A 15567-nucleotide genomic window follows, 5' to 3' on the forward strand; every position below is an offset into this window, starting at 1 on the left:
CATCATAGCCTAATATTTTCCCATTAGCTTAAAGGAGATCGTTCAATGAGAAAGCTATTAATGTTCTTTTTAATAGCAACAATGATAATGATCAGTGCTTGTTCGCAGGATAAACCCGAACCGAAGGATAACCTTGTATTCGTGCAAGGCGGGACGTTTAAGAACAACAAGTCTAATTTTGCTGGAAGAAATGTGACCCTGTCGAACTTTTATATCGGGAAATATGAGGTAACTCAAAGAGAGTGGGAGGATGTCATGGGAAATAATCCTTCCGGATTCAAAGGAGATCAATTGCCAGTAGAAATGGTGAGTTGGTATGACGTGGTAGAGTATTGTAACCAAAGAAGTATACAAGAGGGCTTGAAACCGCATTACAATATCGATAAGGATACCCAAGACCTGAATAATAAGAATGATAACGATAATTTAAAGTGGACAGTAACCATTAATGAGGGAACTAACGGTTACCGACTGCCTACAGAAGCGGAGTGGGAATATGCCGCAAGCGGAGGTCAGGAAAGCAAGAATTACACATACAGCGGCGGTAACAACGCTGACGAAGTTGCATGGTATTGGAAGAACGCCGGGGACAAAATCTTAACTGGAGACTGGAACTGGCCTGCCATAGAGAGCAACAAAAACCAAACAAAATCGATTGGTACCCAGAAACCCAACGAGCTTGGAATCTACGATATGTCTGGCAATGTAAGAGAATGGTGCTGGGATTGGTACACCGACTCCGAGAGTCAAATTCCTTCCTTCCGGGTTGTAAAGGGCGGGGGCTGGATCGGCGGTGTTAACAATAACGAGATCGCTTTTCGGGGCAAATTCGATGCAAATGGTTTTGGGCCCGATCAGGGTTTTCGTGTTGTTCGCGGAGAATAGTCGAAATAATCAAAGTACCCTAACTATTGCAGCACGCCCGGGCTCAAACGTTGCAAATTAAATCGTTGAATATAAAGGGATGCCCACGCTAATGTAGATTAGACAGGGCATCTCTTATTTGGACTGTTGTATTTCCTTCTAATGCATCGGTTGATCATGTCCCACTTGAGCTCCGTCAGGAGCTTGGGTCCGTTTAACGAAGAATCCTAGCAACAAAGCAAGAAGACTAATGAAAAAAGCAACCTGAATGGCGACTTGCATCCCGTTTACCAATCCGTTTATCGCTTCAGCAGGTGCCATGGGATCGGGAGAAGATTCCAAATATTTTTTAGTCCCGTTTGAAAATATGCTAATGAACAATGCTGTACCGATCGCTCCCGAAACCTGCTGTAACGTACTCATAATGGCAGTGCCGTGTGGATAAAGCTTCTTAGGAAGTTGATTAAGCCCAGTCGTTTGTGCAGGCATCATAATCATGGAGATGCCGATCATCAAAATGATGTGCAGCGTAATTAATACTCCTTTACTCGTTGCGAGATAAACTCTGGAAAGCAGGAATAAGGAAACAGCTGTAATGACAAGTCCAGGTACGATCAACACCTTGGGTCCAAATTTATCGAAAAGCTTGCCAGAGATTGGAGACATGATTCCATTGGCGATGCCTCCCGGCATTAATGTCAAGCCTGCTGCCAAGGCTGTCATCATCATAGCCTGCTGCATATAGAGTGGCAAAATGATCGCTGTCGAGAAGAGTGTCATTGTCATGACGATCATCAGAGAGACAGTCAGTGCAAACATCGGATATTTGAATGCCCGCAAATCCATCATGGGTTCTTTGACGACCAGTTGTCGCCAGGTGAACAAGATAAGGGATACGAAGCCTGCAGCAATGGTCCAAATGACTTCTGGCTCTGACCATGAAACTTCGCCGGCTGTACTGAAACCGTAAACGATACCACCGAAACCGATCGTTGAGAGTAAGATCGATAACAGATCAACCTTCGGCTTTGTAATATCAGAAACATTTTCCAAATACATAAATCCGAACACAATGGAAACCACGACTAACGGAATAACAAGGAAAAATAACCAATGCCATGACAAGGAATCAATAATAAGACCTGATAAGGTCGGACCAATAGCTGGACCGAACATGAGAACGAGACCCATCATGCCCATAGCCGCACCACGATTGCTTGGTGGGAAAATAATAAGAATGGTGTTCATCATAACTGGGATCAGCAATCCGGTACCCGAGGCTTGAATGATTCGTCCAATTAACAGTACGGAAAACGATCCGGAAAATCCACAAATTATTGTACCTACCAAAAAGAGGAGCATCGCCGATAAAAACATTTGTCGTGTGGTAAACCATTGCTGAAGCATGGCCGTCACGGGTACCAGTATACCGATAATCAGCATATAGACAGTGGATAGCCATTGAATTGTGGACGCTCCTACTTCGAATTGCTTCATTAAATCTGGAAATGCAATACCAAGCAATGTTTCGTTCAATATCGCTACAAATGCCCCTATGATCAAGGCTATGATAATGGGCCCTCGTTTTATGGAGCTTAAATCCAAATCTGTCTTCGTTGAACTATTTCCTTCTGATCTCATTTTATTGCCTCCTATTTGAGTGGTTTCTTTTTTTATTTCATCCACCCCCTAAGTATAAGGAGGTTTATTTACTCGAAATACATCAGATATTTTGTTAATTAACAACTGAGATAGTATAATAATGGAGAAAACGAATTTGAATCGTTGAGGAGACAAGAAAGTGGAGCTTCAGCAATTAAAATATTTTGTGGAGGTTGCCAGTCAACTGCATTTTGGTCGTGCAGCCGAACGTTTGCATGCTTCCCAACAGACAGTAAGCCACCAAATTGGGCAATTAGAGAATGAGCTTGACCTCAAGCTGTTCAAACGAACAACACGCAAAGTCGAATTGACTATGGCTGGAGAGGCACTATTAGCAGAGGTCCAACTCGCTTTCGAGCATTTGCAACGGGGGATAGACGAAGCCAAAAGAGCAGAAACCGGCAGAAGAGGAAGGCTGAGCATCGGTTATTTTGGAATTATGCTATATACCGTTTTGCCAAGTGCTATACGGCTTTATCGTGAGCTCTATCCCGATGTCGAGATTATTATGCAAGAGATGGAATCCGATCAAGTGGAGCAAAAACTGTTACAGGGCGAAATAGATATTGGTTTTTCAGTGGATCTAAATGACAAGCATAGTGAACACAGCATGAATTGGCTTCCATTTTCAACGGAGCCGCTCGTGGTAGCACTGCCCCAAAAACATCATTTATCGGATAAACAGCAAGTTTCTCTCGCAGATTTAAAGAATGAATCCTTTGTTATCTTAAATCGTAATGATTCGCCTGCCTTGTTCGACTCCTTTATTTTGCTATGTCGTCAAGTCGGGTTCACTCCCCATATTGTGCAGCAAGCGGCAAGCGACCAAGCCGTAGTCGGTCTCGTAGCCACGGGCATCGGTGTTGCTTTCGTGCTAGGCTGCATGAGCAAAATGTTTGATAATGACATTACGTTCATTCCGCTCACGGAACCAAGGTTTGAATTAACTCTTGCGATCTGCTGGCTGCGTAGTAATCAGTCCGCGCAAGTCGATCATTTTGTAGATGTCATGCGAAGCTTTAATGAATTCTAGAATATATAACATAAGCTTCGAGAAAGAAGGAGTTACTTGGAGAGTCGCCTAACGGCGGCTTTTTTACTGTACAAGGCAAGCTAATTTTACAAGCACAGGATGGAAAATTTGATACAAAATCGTACAATTTGATTCTTTATTTTGCAGGATCAAAAAGTATCCTACGATACAAAAATGATCGGATCATACAAAAAAGTGCGTACTACTCAACGATCAGAGAACCTGATAATCTAACATTCGAACGGCAAGTTGAATTGTCATTCAAAATAAAATTCACTACTGAAGGGGTGGAATAAATGCCAGCGTATCAACTTCATTTGAAAGATAAACGTATCGAATGGGGAAAAGCAATAGATGTAGAGTCTCTCATTGGCACATATCCACAGGACTCAATTAGACCAGGCGAGAATGCGGTTTTGGATTGGAAATTGCCTGACGGCATATATAGAGCAAAAGAGGTCGTCATAGAGCTGGATAAACTGCTTGAGGCGATACTCGTTCAGCTGGGCGAACCGATAGAAGGTAATCCTTCGGTGTTGTTGGACAGTCTTCAAGCCAATTTGGCGATTTCCGGTGATCTTTCATCACTACCGCTTGGACCGTTGGCTTTGAAGGATAAGGCAGGTGTTGAACTTACAGCACAGGCGGCACGCATTGGTGAACAATTGGTTCTCTGGGCACGAGAGGTTAATTCTGATAAAAGGGCACTGGCGCAATATGGACGAGAAACTCTTGGAGAGCTGGAATTTAGAAGTCATTGCTATGGTCATGCCCTGATACCGGAAGCTATTGCTCAGGTTTGGGGACCCGCTGGAGGACCAAAAGTTATGCAGTTATATAATGAATATTTACACCAATTTGTATTGCTGCGGGATGCGTTACTTCCCTTTGCCAATTGGGAACAAGTACCGTTTGAAGTCAAGGAACACACGCAATTCAAAGGATTACGTTTTATGGAGCCTGCCCGTAAGGTATTTCTAACTCAGTTGATTGGGAAGGAATTAACTCACAAAGCGATTGTCCAGTATGCACAGAGTGTGCTTAGCTCGGGTTTGACCTCTGCGGGTTACGGTTTTCAATATCCTTTGGGGACCGTATTGCCGGCTGGATTGGGAGAGTCGGCCTCCACAGCCGTGCGCTATCTATTGAAGTGGCATCAGGTACAGACCATTCAGGTAGGAGAACCACAAGATACAGTTGCAGTCTCGTTCGAATATGAATATGACGATTATTATGCTGCACCACGTAACGAAGCAGGAGCGGGTATACCGGGTAGCAAGGATCATCTTCACATTTCAGAAGATCTCCGTGATCTTCCATCCATCGCATGGTTGGTGTCGAATACAGGTTTAGATCGAACAACCGTGCGTTTCAGTCTGGAGAGGGAAGGTCATGCATTTACTGTAGATCTCGGTCAACTCTTTAGGGGACATCGATTTTCATATCGGCCTGAAGAGAACAACCATTCCAAGGATGCTACTGTGAAGCGCACAGCTATTAGCTTGCACCGTGTAACAGACATTCTGACGCATTCCGGATTGGTAACGAATATGGATGATGGAATCCATTTTATTCATACTGGGGGAAATGAACTTATACAGTGGGCTTTATTAGGCAAGCTGTATCCCGAAAATGTGGTGTTATTGGACAAAGGAGATCAAGAGGAGCTGGAGGCAGCTTTTGTTTCTGGGAAGGGGTTTGGTACGCAATTTCTGGTGCTTTAATTCTTTAAACCATTGGTATCAGATTGCTTGACGGCAGCCTTTTCGTTCAGAGATGCTGCCGTCAAACTATGCTAACACTGCTTTATTAATTCATTGCGATAAAACGGTTACTCAAAGAAGAGAGACATGGGCATCGGGCTTTACCGCACGTTAACAATGTCACGGCGAGAGTCATCATTGTCGCAAGTTACTTCGTCGGGAAATTTTTCGATATAGGTCGATCCAAACTTGCACAACAACTGGAGCATGGGGGCCAATTCCTCGCCCAGATCGGACAAATAATATTCTACTTTTGGCGGTGCAACCGGATAGACCTTGCGAATAATCAGACCGTCGCTTTCAAGCATTCTGAGCTGCATCGTAATCATGCGTTGGGTTGCGTCAGGTAGAAGTCGCTGTAGCTCATTAAACCGAACGGGACCTTTGGTTAAGTGATTGAGTATAGAAATTTTCCATTTTCCGCTGAGTAGGCTCATAACAATTTCCGAGGTGCAGCGATACGTTTTATTTCTAAAGTTAATCATTCTCGAGCACACCTCTTTCACTTTGATTATTTACTCCCCACTCACATAAGCCTTCCAGAACGGGCAATAATGTTTCCGCTTTGTCTGTCAGCCTGTACTCCACTTTAGGAGGAACTTGAGGATATTCTTTCCGTTTGACCATACCATCAGCCTCCAATTCTTTTAGTTGTGAACTCAATGTTTTAAACGTAATCGCTCCAATTTGTCTTTTCAGTTCATTAAAACGTACTGGTTGGTTTTCTGCCAAAAGATAAATGATGACCATCTTCCATTTGCCGCCAATGACAGACAATGTGTATCCAAAAGGCGTATCTTGAATATGTTTAACCTTGCCTTGATATTCAGCCATGCTCATATCTATGCTATCCTTTCGGGTAGTACCTGTCATAATAGTGCGTACTACTTTTTGATTTGCGTTCAGTTTATACTAACCTTACTTTGAAGTAAAGGAGATAAAAACATGAATCAAAAAACAATACGTCTGTTAATGCCACAATGGCAAGGGGGGAATAACCCTAACTACTCTTTTGGAGCAGAACTGCTTGCCTGGCTGGCTCCTGACAATGATCAACCACTGATTCAAGTGCCTGTACAAGCATATGACGGATCTCCACTAGAGAACGAGAATGGTGTAAATGGGAGAAAACAGCTAATTGAACAATTGGAGGCAGCCCAGCATATTATTCATGCGCACAAGCCTGACCGTATCGTCATGTTTGGTGGGGACTGCTTGGTCGAACAAGCCCCGTTTGCCTATTTAAACGAACGGTACAATGGAGAATTAGGCTTGATCTGGATCGATGCGCACAGTGATTTGGTAGGTTACGTGGGTTATGATAACGGACATACGCTACCACTGGGCAATCTTTTGGGAGAAGGAGATGAGGAATTCGCAAAACACGTGAAAATCCCTCTCAAACCTGAAAATGTCTTTATTGCGGGGTTAGCAACGCCTACGGAGCAAGAAAGTGAAGAGATCTCAGAAGCCTTTGAAAGATTAGGTATAACTACTGCAGAATCAGATACAGAAATGATTCAAAGACTAGGCATCAAAACAGCTGGAGCCGAAGAATTAACGCGAAGTACACAATCCATAAAAGAGTGGATCAAAGAAAGTGGCATTAAGCATCTGGCTATTCACCTTGATCTAGATGTGCTTGATCCTAAGGCATTTCGTTCTTTATTATTTGCGAATCCTGAAGGACCTTACACCTTTTCACCTGCGGGATCCTTGCAAATTCCTCAGCTTCTTCATCTGCTCAAAGAACTATCAGAAGAAACAGATGTCGTTGGATTAGGTATAACCGAGCATATGCCATGGGATTCGATTAACTTGAAGAATTTGCTGGGGGAAATACCTATTTTAAATAATTAATAATGTTATTTAAAGTGAGGTTCAACCACAGCTGAATTCACGGAAGTCATCATGAACATGTAGGGGAAAGCTGTCACAAGAGGACAAATAACGATTAGAAAAATAAGTCGCTGGTCTATGGATGTGAAATGGATGATACTGATTTGAAGCCACAAATTGGTGATGCGCGATGCCTTTTAAAAACACCAATAGTCATTCACCTACATACATTATTTCAGGACAAATGACTATTGAAGTTAGCCATGGAGGGAATCTAATGTCAGTTAATGATCATTCCAATACAACACATCCTTATTGGATCGAGAACATGGGGGGAAGAGAAAGAGAAGCCATGATGTCTCATCCTGTTGTTGTGGAGGTTAGGCAAGTCGCATCCAATCAAATTGTAGTGACGTATGATCAGCCAGCGGATTTAGCATCAGCAACAAACATATCGAATTATTGGATAAGAAGTAATATGTCTAGTCCATCAGACATAGCCAGTTTAGGAATGGGAGAAGCTATTTCTAAAGAAAATACGATTCGTGCTGATCGGGGAATGATAGCTCCAATCAATAATTCCAAAACGAGATTTGTCATAACCTTCAATGTAAACGCGACTATGGGTGTTCTTTATATTTTGCTCCCATGCTTTGTGAACTTGGAAGGAAGATCAGGATTCACTGGTGGAAATTGGGGGCCGTTAAGCAGAAATATGTTTATTGGATTGTAATAAACAGTTCATCTAACGACTTGAGTATCTCATGGCGTTATACTAGATAAGAGGGCATGAACAAGAAATAAAAGTCGCCAGAAATGGCGACTTTTTATCAATAGCTAGGGTCAGATATCAAGTTTGCGTGTACCTTACTATATGTTTATTATGTACCAAATCATAATTCTAGCGTTATATCATTCATATTAAATGTTTGCATAATTATCTCACAGAACGTATGAAATTCACTCTTGACCTTCAAGTAAAAGACTTCTATTCTGCCTCGAATAGAAGTCTTTGGAGTTCCCTCAGAAATTTCCCCTTTTCCAACCGTCCAAGCAGATCGAATGAACTAAGCTTTCTTCTTACAGCTTGACCCAGGCGACCAGCCCATCGGGTTGATCCGGGTTAATACCATGGCGTTCAGCATTGGCAAGAGCAGCGATTTGCGAGATGAAAATGAAAGGGATACCCCGCACCGCTGTATCAAGTGGACGATCTGTCGTGATCTCAAGGTCAAAGAGCTCCTGCGAAATGCCCTTCGCCCGATCGGCAAACGTAATAATGGTGGCTCCACGCTCCTTAATATCTCTCAACAGATTGCGCTGATGCTCAATACCACTGTCCGACAAGGCTGCGATCACTAACGTATCCGAACCCACTGTGACCATCGGCCCGTGCCGCACATCAAGAAGGTGGTATGCGTGGGCTTGTGTCTTGGCGATTTCGGTCAAAGCGATGGCGCCCTCGGCTGCCAGTCCTTGTAGTTCACCGTCTGCAAGCAGGACCGCGTTCGTCCAGTTGAAGTCGGAGACGCGGCGGATACTGTCTTCTACACGTTCCATGTAGGCTTGGCCTTGATGAATCGCTTCCTGCATGTCAATAATCAGGTTCTCATCTCCAGCAAGAAAAGCAGCGAGAAGGAGATTGGCCGCATACAGGTTGGTTACTGTACGGGTCTGGCAGACGCTATGGTCAAAAGCCCAGGGCAGTTCCAAAGGGAAATCGGCGCTTTTAGATAACGGCGAGTCCGTTACACAAGAGATCGTTAATAATGGAATACGATGATCGGACTGGAGTAAACGTAGCGCTTCAACCACTTCACTGGTGCTGCCAGATCGAGACGGCGCTATGATCAGGGTGCCCTCCAACATGGGACGGTACCGATCTGCATGGAGCATTAGATCACCAGCGGCAAGTGACATTGAGGGTAGGCCAGCACGCAAACGGAAGGAAAAAGCGGCCGCTTCGCTCAAGCAATAGCTGGACCCGGCGCCAACAAAGGTTACGGAGGTAATCGCTTGAGCTTGGACAAAGGCAGTAAACTCCGTGCGTTTGGCCAGTAAATAGTTGTAAGTCTGCTGCAAGGCCTTATATTGTTCTTTTACTTCACGATACGTCAAACTCATAAAAATACCTCCCGGGAATGATTTAGATTGATAACTTCAATTTTTGATCTTTTCGATCAAATATAAAGTTTAATGATTGTGTTAATCATAATTATGCCTTTATAACGCACTAAATTGCAATAGTTTTCCAAAATAATGATTGATTTAATCAAATAAAAAGATTATTATGATCACAAGCTTAAAATTATCAAATGTTTCCCAATCTCATCTGACCCGTGAAGGGAGGTGCAGGATCGTTCAAATCGTCGCTATGTAGCCTGCTGATAGAGGGTACCCATTGGACCCTTGAAGCAGGAAGCGACGCAACCTTTTAAGGGGGAATAGATATGCCACTGATCTCGTCCACTGAAATGCTGCAAACAGCTCGCAGGGACCATTACGCCATCGCTGCATTTAACGTACACACTCTGGAGATGCTTCAGGCTGTCGTTGAAGCGGCTGTGGAAACCGAATCACCGCTGATTATTCAAACCACGGTGGGCACAGTCAACCATTTGGGTCCGGAATACATTGCCCATGCGGCTAAAACCGCAGCGGACTTGACGGATATCCCCATCGCACTTCATCTGGATCACTGCACTGATTTTTCGACAATTATCCGATGCATACGAGCAGGCTATACATCTATTATGATTGATGCATCCATGTACCCTTTTGAAGAAAACGTGAACCTAACCCGTAAAGTGATGGAAGTTGCTCAGGCATCTGGTGTAAACGTGGAGGCGGAGCTTGGCAAGGTCGGCGGCGTTGAGGACGATATTGTCGTTGAGGAACAGCATGCTTCCTTGGCCGATCCCGAAGATTGCGTACAGTTTGTTGAACGTACCGGCGTAACTACCCTTGCTCCGGCAATCGGAACCGCGCACGGTATTTATAAGGGGCTGCCGAACATTGATTTTGAACGAATCGAAAACATTGCGAATCGAGTATCGGTTCCTTTGGTATTGCACGGTGGTTCGGGCATTCCAGCTGAACAAATTCATCGGGCGGTCGCTCTGGGGATGTCGAAAGTAAACATAGCCACAGAGCTGCGTATTGCGTTTTCTGAAGCCATCAAGGATGTATTCTTAGTTCATCCGGAAGAGAATGATCCACGCAAATACATGGCTCCGGCGAAGGAAGCGGTTAAACGGCTTGCCATGGAGAAAATGAAGTTATGCGGATGCACCGGAAGAGCCGGCGTGGCCCGATGATTACCACAGTCACGCTCCATGCGGCCATTGACCGGACGTTGTACGTTGACAAGTTTGGCGTAGGCCAAGTGCAACGGGTGATCCGAGAGGTTAACGAGCCGGGTGGCAAAGGCAATAACGTAGCCAAAGTGATTCGGCAGCTTGGCGGTCAAGTCACGGCTACAGGCATTATTGCCGGCAATAACGGTGCATTTATTGAGAGCAGTCTGACTGAACGGGGGATACGAACTGCTTTTATCCAATCCACGGGAGACTCACGAGTCTGCCTTAACATTCTGGACGATTCCAGTGGGAGCTCTACCGAGCTGCTTGGACGGGGTCCAACCATGTTAGAGGCCGAAGCTGAAGCGATCAAGAACAAAGTACAGGAGCTTGCCATTCAGTCCAGTGTGGTCGTCATGTCTGGAAGTTTACCCCCAGGCGCACCGGATACCCTGTACGCAGAACTGATACGCATTGTCCGTTCAGCAGGCGCGCGAGCCTTTCTGGATACTGGGGGAACAGCTTTCAACGTTGGGTTGAGTGCAGCGCCTCATTTCATAAAGCCGAATGAGCAGGAACTGGCCGAATGGCTGGGGAAGAAGCCAAGCGATGTAGGAGAATGGACCCGTGCAGCGCACATGCTGGCTGATCAGGGAATTAACGAGGTGTGCATAACACTCGGCAGTAACGGTGCTCTGGCCATTCTAAACGGAACAGCGTATATGGTGAAGCCGCCAGCCATTCAGCCCGTAAACACGGTAGGATGCGGGGATGCCTTTGTTGGTGGCATGGCGTATGCGGCAGAGCGCGGCGATTCGGCTGAGTCCAGGCTGCGAACGGCTGTCACGGCGGCAGCTGCCAATGCAATGTCTTCCAAAGCAGGTGACATCGACTATGGTCTTTTTGAGGAGTACGAACATCAGGTGCAGATTATTCCCTTGTGAAGGTTGAAGGTTGTGGAAATCAGCTTCTTATCCCTCAAGTATAACCGTCAGATAGATGTTTTTCTTATGGGATGCAGTTCACTTCGGCATATTGCAATCCTTCCTTTCATCCTACACAATAGAGCTAGCACGGGCTAAAGTTAACGGATATCATACAAGCCCAGACATATTAAAGGAGAGACTTATGCAATATTCAAAGGGTGAACTGCGCAGAGCACAAACATTGGAACTGATTAAATCGCATGGAAAAATATCGCTGCTAGAGATTGTCCAAACGGTCGGCTGCTCGGAAGCAACCGCAAGGCGGGATTTGGATGTACTGGAAAAAGCGGGCGAGATTATTCGAACAAATGGGGGAGCCATTTATGAAGGGAGTCTGACTTCGGCGGTATCGGAGCTGCCTTTTGCAGCAAAACGCGATTTCAGACGGATGGATAAGGAACGGATCGCCGCCACGGCCGCCGCCCTCGTTGAAGAGGGTGACATTATCTGCCTGACGGGAGGTACAACGACGTTCTTTATTGCGAAAGCACTCAAAAAGCGACGTAATATTACGATTGTCACAAACGCGGTGAATATTGCTTATGAACTGGCTGATGCCGAAGATATTCAGGTCGTAGTCATTGGCGGCGTTATGCGGTCCAAAAGCTACGAATTGTGCGGTCCGCTGGCGGAAAGCGTAATCGACAAAATTAACATTACGAAAATGTTTCTCGGGGTGGACGGAGTAACGCAGAATTTCGGCTTTACGATGCATTCCGAGCTTGAAGCCCGTATAGCCCAATTAACAATGGAACGTTCCAGCGAGGTTTATGCTGTATTCGATCAAAGCAAGGTTGAGAAAAGTGCTTTGTTTACTATTGCTCCCTTGAATCAGGTGACAGGAGTAATTACGAATAAGCAGCCGGAGGGATGGTTTGAGCAAGCGTGCAAGGAGCAGCAGATTGCTATACATACAACTACAGATCACAATGCTTCTATATAAGTACGCCTGATTCTCAAAACGGCCCTCCCTTCAGATGCTGGCTAATTTGCAGAACAAGGGAGGATATGCGAATGCATTTTTCCAAGTTTATGCTGATCCTTGCGATGATTTGCGTTGTAATCGCTGAAGCGGGCTGTTCCAGTTCTTCCACTTCCAGCGGCGAACCATCTGCAGACTCGCAAGGCAAGGTGAATCTGGTCTTTTGGAGTCATCAGGAAGACGCCATAGTGGGCGCTTACAAGAAATTAATATCCAAATATCAGAGCTTACACCCCGATGTAACGATCGAGTATCAGACCTTTCCGTATGATGTATACAGCCAGAAGCTGAAAGCTTCATTCTCCGCGAAGAAACCGCCCGACATTGCCGAATTCTTCGGCACCTGGGTGCCCGAATATTCCAAGAACGACCTGCTTGTTGAGATCCCTGATAGTGAAAATGTAAAAAAAGCATACTATGATGCCCCCCTGGGGGGATATTTGCGAGACAACAAGTTATATGGGCTGCCGCTGGAATACAACATTGAGAACGGTGGCATGCTGATTCATCCGCAAATGCTCAAAGAACAAGGCTTGGATCATCCACCCTCAAGCTGGACAGAACTTGTGGATTACGCCAAAAAACTAACTATGCGTGAAAGCGATATCATAAAAGTGAAAGGCTTCGATTTTGTATCGGCAGACAATATTACATTCACTTTCCTATCGCTCATTTTGCAGCAGGGCGCAAGTTTTATGGGTGAAGACGGACATGTTAATTTTCACACGTCGGAGGCTCAGAAAGCCATGTCCACCTTGGTTTCACTCGTAGCTGATGACAAAGTCGCAGATTTAACCACTTTCGGTGGTGAGCTTGATACCTCTGACTATTTTTTTCAGGGGAAATCAGCGATGACCTATCGCGGCCCCTGGACAATTGCTGCGGGGCAGAACAACTATAAGGTAGATGATTTTGAATACGTATCGGTGCCTTCCTTTACGGAGAATCCACCCGTTTTTGCTGCTGAATCCGGTTGGGGGCTTGCGGTATCAAAGCAAAGCAAACAGCAAGAGGCCGCGCTTGATTTTATCCAATTCATCTCGGAGAAGGACAACCTCTCGACATGGAATAAGGACACCTTTACCGTTCCAGCCAAAAAGGAAATTGCTGAAAACCCGGAATTCCTGAAGAACAATCCTCATTTACAGCCCTCGCTGGACATATTGGCGTTAGGTCAATGGATTGGCCCTATAGCAGACAGGGATTTCTTCTTCAAGCAGATCAACGACAATTTTCAACTGATGGCTAGTGGAAAGCAAAGTGTTGAGGACGGATTGGCGAACAGCGAACGGACGATCAACGATAATCAGGATCAACATAAGTGATAGGGGTGCTGGGGCATGAGTACTGCTATATCTACCAACAAGGCGGAAAAGGTTAACCCAGCGGCAAAGTCGACAGCTTACAGGGCAAAACGAAGGTTCATCATCATCTCACTCGTACCGATCTTGCTTCTGTTCGGGGTGTTTGCATTCCTTCCCATCGCATGGAGCCTGGGCTTGTCCGCATTCAAGTATGACCCGCTCAGCTCAAACGCGATATTCGTGGGCGCGGAGAACTATATCCGCATGTTCCAGGATTCCATATTTCTGAAGTCATTGTGGGTAACCTTCAAATTTGTATTTATCGCTGTATTGATTAACATTGTTATTACGCTTTTGATCGCTTCAGCGATTCAGCGAGTCAGCATACCATGGCTCAAAAATGGCTTTCGGACTGTATTCTTTCTTCCGACAATCGCTCCGCTGGCGGGAACGGCCATCGTATGGAATACCATGTTCAATTACAATGACGGCTTGTTCAATATGCTGCTCGCCAAGCTGAATATGGCCCCAATCCAGTGGCTCAGTGATCCGCATTATGCGCTCTACTCCGTCATTATGATGACCTTGTGGGCTGATATTGGCTATAACATCGTTCTTTTCATTGCCGGACTGGATTCCATCCCGGATATGTACTATGAAGCAGCGACACTGGAGGGGGCGGGCCGTTGGCATGTCTTTCTCCACATCACACTGCCATTGCTGCGCAGAACACTGCTGTTTGTTTCCATCACGACAGTCGTTTCCTATTTTCAGGCCTTCCCACAATTTCAGATTATGACCAAGGGGGGACCCTTCAACGAAACACGTGTGCTGTCACTGCAAATTTATGAACAGGCATTCTCCAGTTCCAACATGGGGTACGCATCCGCTATGGCGACAGTGTTTCTAATGATCATCCTGCTTGTGACGCTGCTGCAACTGCGATGGGGACGCACACAATGGGAACATTGAGGAGAACAGGAGGAGAAGCCGATGCCGCGTAAGTTAAGTCTATGGGAAGGCGTCACTATCGCAGTTCTTGCAGTCATAGCCTGTATTATGCTTTTGCCTTATGCCTGGATGGTATTGTCATCTCTGAAAAGCAACATGGACATCGTCTCGGGTTCCGGCGGGTTGTTTCCAAGTAAGCCGAGCCTGGACGGATACCGAACGGTTTTTAGCGAGGCGCCGTTTGTTACGTGGCTGTTTAACAGCCTGGTGACATCCGTCATCATAACGGTAATTACCTTATTTACCAGTGCTCTGGCCGGATATGTATTTGCCAAGCATCAGTTTAAAGGCAAGAAACTGCTATTCATTCTGATCCTGGCAACCATGATGATTCCCTTTCAGGTTATTATGATTCCAACTTATCTGATTACCGCTGAGCTTGGACTGGTTAACCATTTGCTCGCGATCATTTTGCCCAATCTGGTCAGCTCCTACGGTGTATTTCTGGCTAAACAATTCATTGAAGAGATTCCACAAGAGCTGCTGGAAGCAGCAAGGATAGACGGTTCAGGCGAATTCAGGCTGATGCTTCGCATCGTTATGCCGCTTATTATGCCCATGCTGTCAGCCTTGGGGATATTCACGTTCATGAACTCCTGGAATAACTATCTGTGGCCATTGATTGTATTAAATGATGAGAGCAAAATGACCGTTCCGCTGGCATTGGTCTATTTTAACGGAACGCATCAGGTCAACTACAATGTCGTCATGTCAGCTGCGGTGCTGATTACGATACCGGTTATTATAATATTCCTGATCTTCCAGAAGCAATTTATTAAAGGCCTGGCGATGACAGGCATGAAATAACGGGTGAGGAGAAAAGT

15 protein-coding genes are annotated in these 15567 nt (G+C 45.4%); 11 read left to right on the forward strand and 4 right to left on the reverse strand.

Annotation, left to right across the window (positions count from 1 at the left end):
• Positions 1-45 precede the first annotated feature (45 nt).
• The gene (locus AMS66_RS16460; protein ID WP_053781845.1) at positions 46-885 is read left to right on the forward strand and encodes a formylglycine-generating enzyme family protein; all 840 of its coding nucleotides are present in this window, start codon (positions 46-48) and stop codon (positions 883-885) included.
• A gap of 138 nt (positions 886-1023) precedes the next feature.
• On the opposite strand, the gene AMS66_RS16465 is transcribed toward AMS66_RS16460, so the two are convergent.
• The gene (locus tag AMS66_RS16465; protein ID WP_053781846.1) at positions 1024-2505 is read right to left on the reverse strand and encodes a DHA2 family efflux MFS transporter permease subunit; all 1482 of its coding nucleotides are present in this window, start codon (positions 2503-2505) and stop codon (positions 1024-1026) included.
• Between the two features lie 160 nt (positions 2506-2665).
• Between AMS66_RS16465 and AMS66_RS16470 the strand changes: the two genes are divergently transcribed.
• A complete protein-coding gene (locus tag AMS66_RS16470; protein WP_053781847.1) occupies positions 2666-3559 on the forward strand; it encodes a LysR family transcriptional regulator in 894 nt (297 codons plus the stop codon).
• A gap of 296 nt (positions 3560-3855) precedes the next feature.
• Positions 3856-5283: a hypothetical protein gene (locus tag AMS66_RS16475; RefSeq protein ID WP_053781848.1), complete on the forward strand. Its 1428-nt coding sequence runs from the start codon at positions 3856-3858 to the stop codon at positions 5281-5283.
• Between the two features lie 140 nt (positions 5284-5423).
• Here AMS66_RS16475 and AMS66_RS16480 read toward each other — a convergent pair whose 3' ends face one another.
• Entirely contained in the window at positions 5424-5807 is a 384-nt protein-coding gene (locus tag AMS66_RS16480; protein ID WP_053781849.1) for a winged helix-turn-helix transcriptional regulator, read from the reverse strand.
• Positions 5800-6162 carry a winged helix-turn-helix transcriptional regulator gene (locus tag AMS66_RS16485; protein ID WP_053781850.1) on the reverse strand — a complete coding sequence of 121 codons (363 nt, stop codon included), beginning with the start codon at positions 6160-6162 and terminating at the stop codon, positions 5800-5802. The genes AMS66_RS16480 and AMS66_RS16485 overlap by 8 nt, the downstream gene beginning before the upstream one ends.
• A 105-nt stretch (positions 6163-6267) precedes the next feature.
• Here AMS66_RS16485 and AMS66_RS16490 point away from each other — a divergent pair, with 105 nt between their 5' ends.
• Positions 6268-7182 (forward strand): arginase family protein, encoded by a 915-nt coding sequence (locus tag AMS66_RS16490; RefSeq protein ID WP_053781851.1) that lies wholly within the window; start codon positions 6268-6270, stop codon positions 7180-7182.
• Between the two features lie 256 nt (positions 7183-7438).
• Positions 7439-7894: a hypothetical protein gene (locus AMS66_RS16495; protein ID WP_330219321.1), complete on the forward strand. Its 456-nt coding sequence runs from the start codon at positions 7439-7441 to the stop codon at positions 7892-7894.
• Positions 7895-8241: 347 nt separating this feature from the next.
• Here the strand turns inward: AMS66_RS16495 and AMS66_RS16500 are convergent, their stop codons facing one another.
• Entirely contained in the window at positions 8242-9285 is a 1044-nt protein-coding gene (locus AMS66_RS16500) for an SIS domain-containing protein (RefSeq protein WP_053781852.1), read from the reverse strand.
• A 326-nt stretch (positions 9286-9611) separates the two neighbouring features.
• Here AMS66_RS16500 and fba point away from each other — a divergent pair, with 326 nt between their 5' ends.
• From fba to AMS66_RS16530, 6 genes are all read left to right on the forward strand, one after another.
• A complete protein-coding gene (gene fba / locus AMS66_RS16505) occupies positions 9612-10478 on the forward strand; it encodes a class II fructose-1,6-bisphosphate aldolase (protein ID WP_053781853.1) in 867 nt (288 codons plus the stop codon).
• A complete protein-coding gene (locus tag AMS66_RS16510) occupies positions 10475-11404 on the forward strand; it encodes a 1-phosphofructokinase family hexose kinase (protein WP_053781854.1) in 930 nt (309 codons plus the stop codon). Before fba ends, AMS66_RS16510 begins: the two co-directional genes overlap by 4 nt.
• A 184-nt stretch (positions 11405-11588) precedes the next feature.
• The gene (locus AMS66_RS16515; protein WP_053781855.1) at positions 11589-12389 is read left to right on the forward strand and encodes a DeoR/GlpR family DNA-binding transcription regulator; all 801 of its coding nucleotides are present in this window, start codon (positions 11589-11591) and stop codon (positions 12387-12389) included.
• Between the two features lie 71 nt (positions 12390-12460).
• The gene (locus AMS66_RS16520; protein ID WP_053781856.1) at positions 12461-13753 is read left to right on the forward strand and encodes an ABC transporter substrate-binding protein; all 1293 of its coding nucleotides are present in this window, start codon (positions 12461-12463) and stop codon (positions 13751-13753) included.
• Positions 13754-13768: 15 nt separating this feature from the next.
• Positions 13769-14704 carry a carbohydrate ABC transporter permease gene (locus AMS66_RS16525; RefSeq protein WP_053781857.1) on the forward strand — a complete coding sequence of 312 codons (936 nt, stop codon included), beginning with the start codon at positions 13769-13771 and terminating at the stop codon, positions 14702-14704.
• Between the two features lie 21 nt (positions 14705-14725).
• Positions 14726-15550 (forward strand): carbohydrate ABC transporter permease, encoded by an 825-nt coding sequence (locus AMS66_RS16530; protein ID WP_053781858.1) that lies wholly within the window; start codon positions 14726-14728, stop codon positions 15548-15550.
• Positions 15551-15567 lie beyond the last annotated feature (17 nt).

The sequence above is a fragment of the Paenibacillus xylanivorans genome (assembly GCF_001280595.1).
In the GTDB taxonomy this organism is placed as follows: domain Bacteria; phylum Bacillota; class Bacilli; order Paenibacillales; family Paenibacillaceae; genus Paenibacillus; species Paenibacillus xylanivorans.

What these genes read in the sequence shown, in the direction of transcription:
- AMS66_RS16460 (WP_053781845.1), top strand. Translation starts at nt 46, where the DNA reads ATGAGAAAGCTATTAATGTTCTTTTTAATAGCAACAATGATAATGATC.
- AMS66_RS16465 (WP_053781846.1), bottom strand. Translation starts at nt 2,505, where the DNA reads ATGAGATCAGAAGGAAATAGTTCAACGAAGACAGATTTGGATTTAAGC.
- AMS66_RS16475 (WP_053781848.1), top strand. Translation starts at nt 3,856, where the DNA reads ATGCCAGCGTATCAACTTCATTTGAAAGATAAACGTATCGAATGGGGA.
- AMS66_RS16480 (WP_053781849.1), bottom strand. Translation starts at nt 5,807, where the DNA reads ATGATTAACTTTAGAAATAAAACGTATCGCTGCACCTCGGAAATTGTT.
- AMS66_RS16485 (WP_053781850.1), bottom strand. Translation starts at nt 6,162, where the DNA reads ATGAGCATGGCTGAATATCAAGGCAAGGTTAAACATATTCAAGATACG.
- AMS66_RS16490 (WP_053781851.1), top strand. Translation starts at nt 6,268, where the DNA reads ATGAATCAAAAAACAATACGTCTGTTAATGCCACAATGGCAAGGGGGG.
- AMS66_RS16495 (WP_330219321.1), top strand. Translation starts at nt 7,439, where the DNA reads ATGTCAGTTAATGATCATTCCAATACAACACATCCTTATTGGATCGAG.
- AMS66_RS16500 (WP_053781852.1), bottom strand. Translation starts at nt 9,285, where the DNA reads ATGAGTTTGACGTATCGTGAAGTAAAAGAACAATATAAGGCCTTGCAG.
- fba (WP_053781853.1), top strand. Translation starts at nt 9,612, where the DNA reads ATGCCACTGATCTCGTCCACTGAAATGCTGCAAACAGCTCGCAGGGAC.
- AMS66_RS16510 (WP_053781854.1), top strand. Translation starts at nt 10,475, where the DNA reads ATGATTACCACAGTCACGCTCCATGCGGCCATTGACCGGACGTTGTAC.
- AMS66_RS16515 (WP_053781855.1), top strand. Translation starts at nt 11,589, where the DNA reads ATGCAATATTCAAAGGGTGAACTGCGCAGAGCACAAACATTGGAACTG.
- AMS66_RS16520 (WP_053781856.1), top strand. Translation starts at nt 12,461, where the DNA reads ATGCATTTTTCCAAGTTTATGCTGATCCTTGCGATGATTTGCGTTGTA.
- AMS66_RS16525 (WP_053781857.1), top strand. Translation starts at nt 13,769, where the DNA reads ATGAGTACTGCTATATCTACCAACAAGGCGGAAAAGGTTAACCCAGCG.
- AMS66_RS16530 (WP_053781858.1), top strand. Translation starts at nt 14,726, where the DNA reads ATGCCGCGTAAGTTAAGTCTATGGGAAGGCGTCACTATCGCAGTTCTT.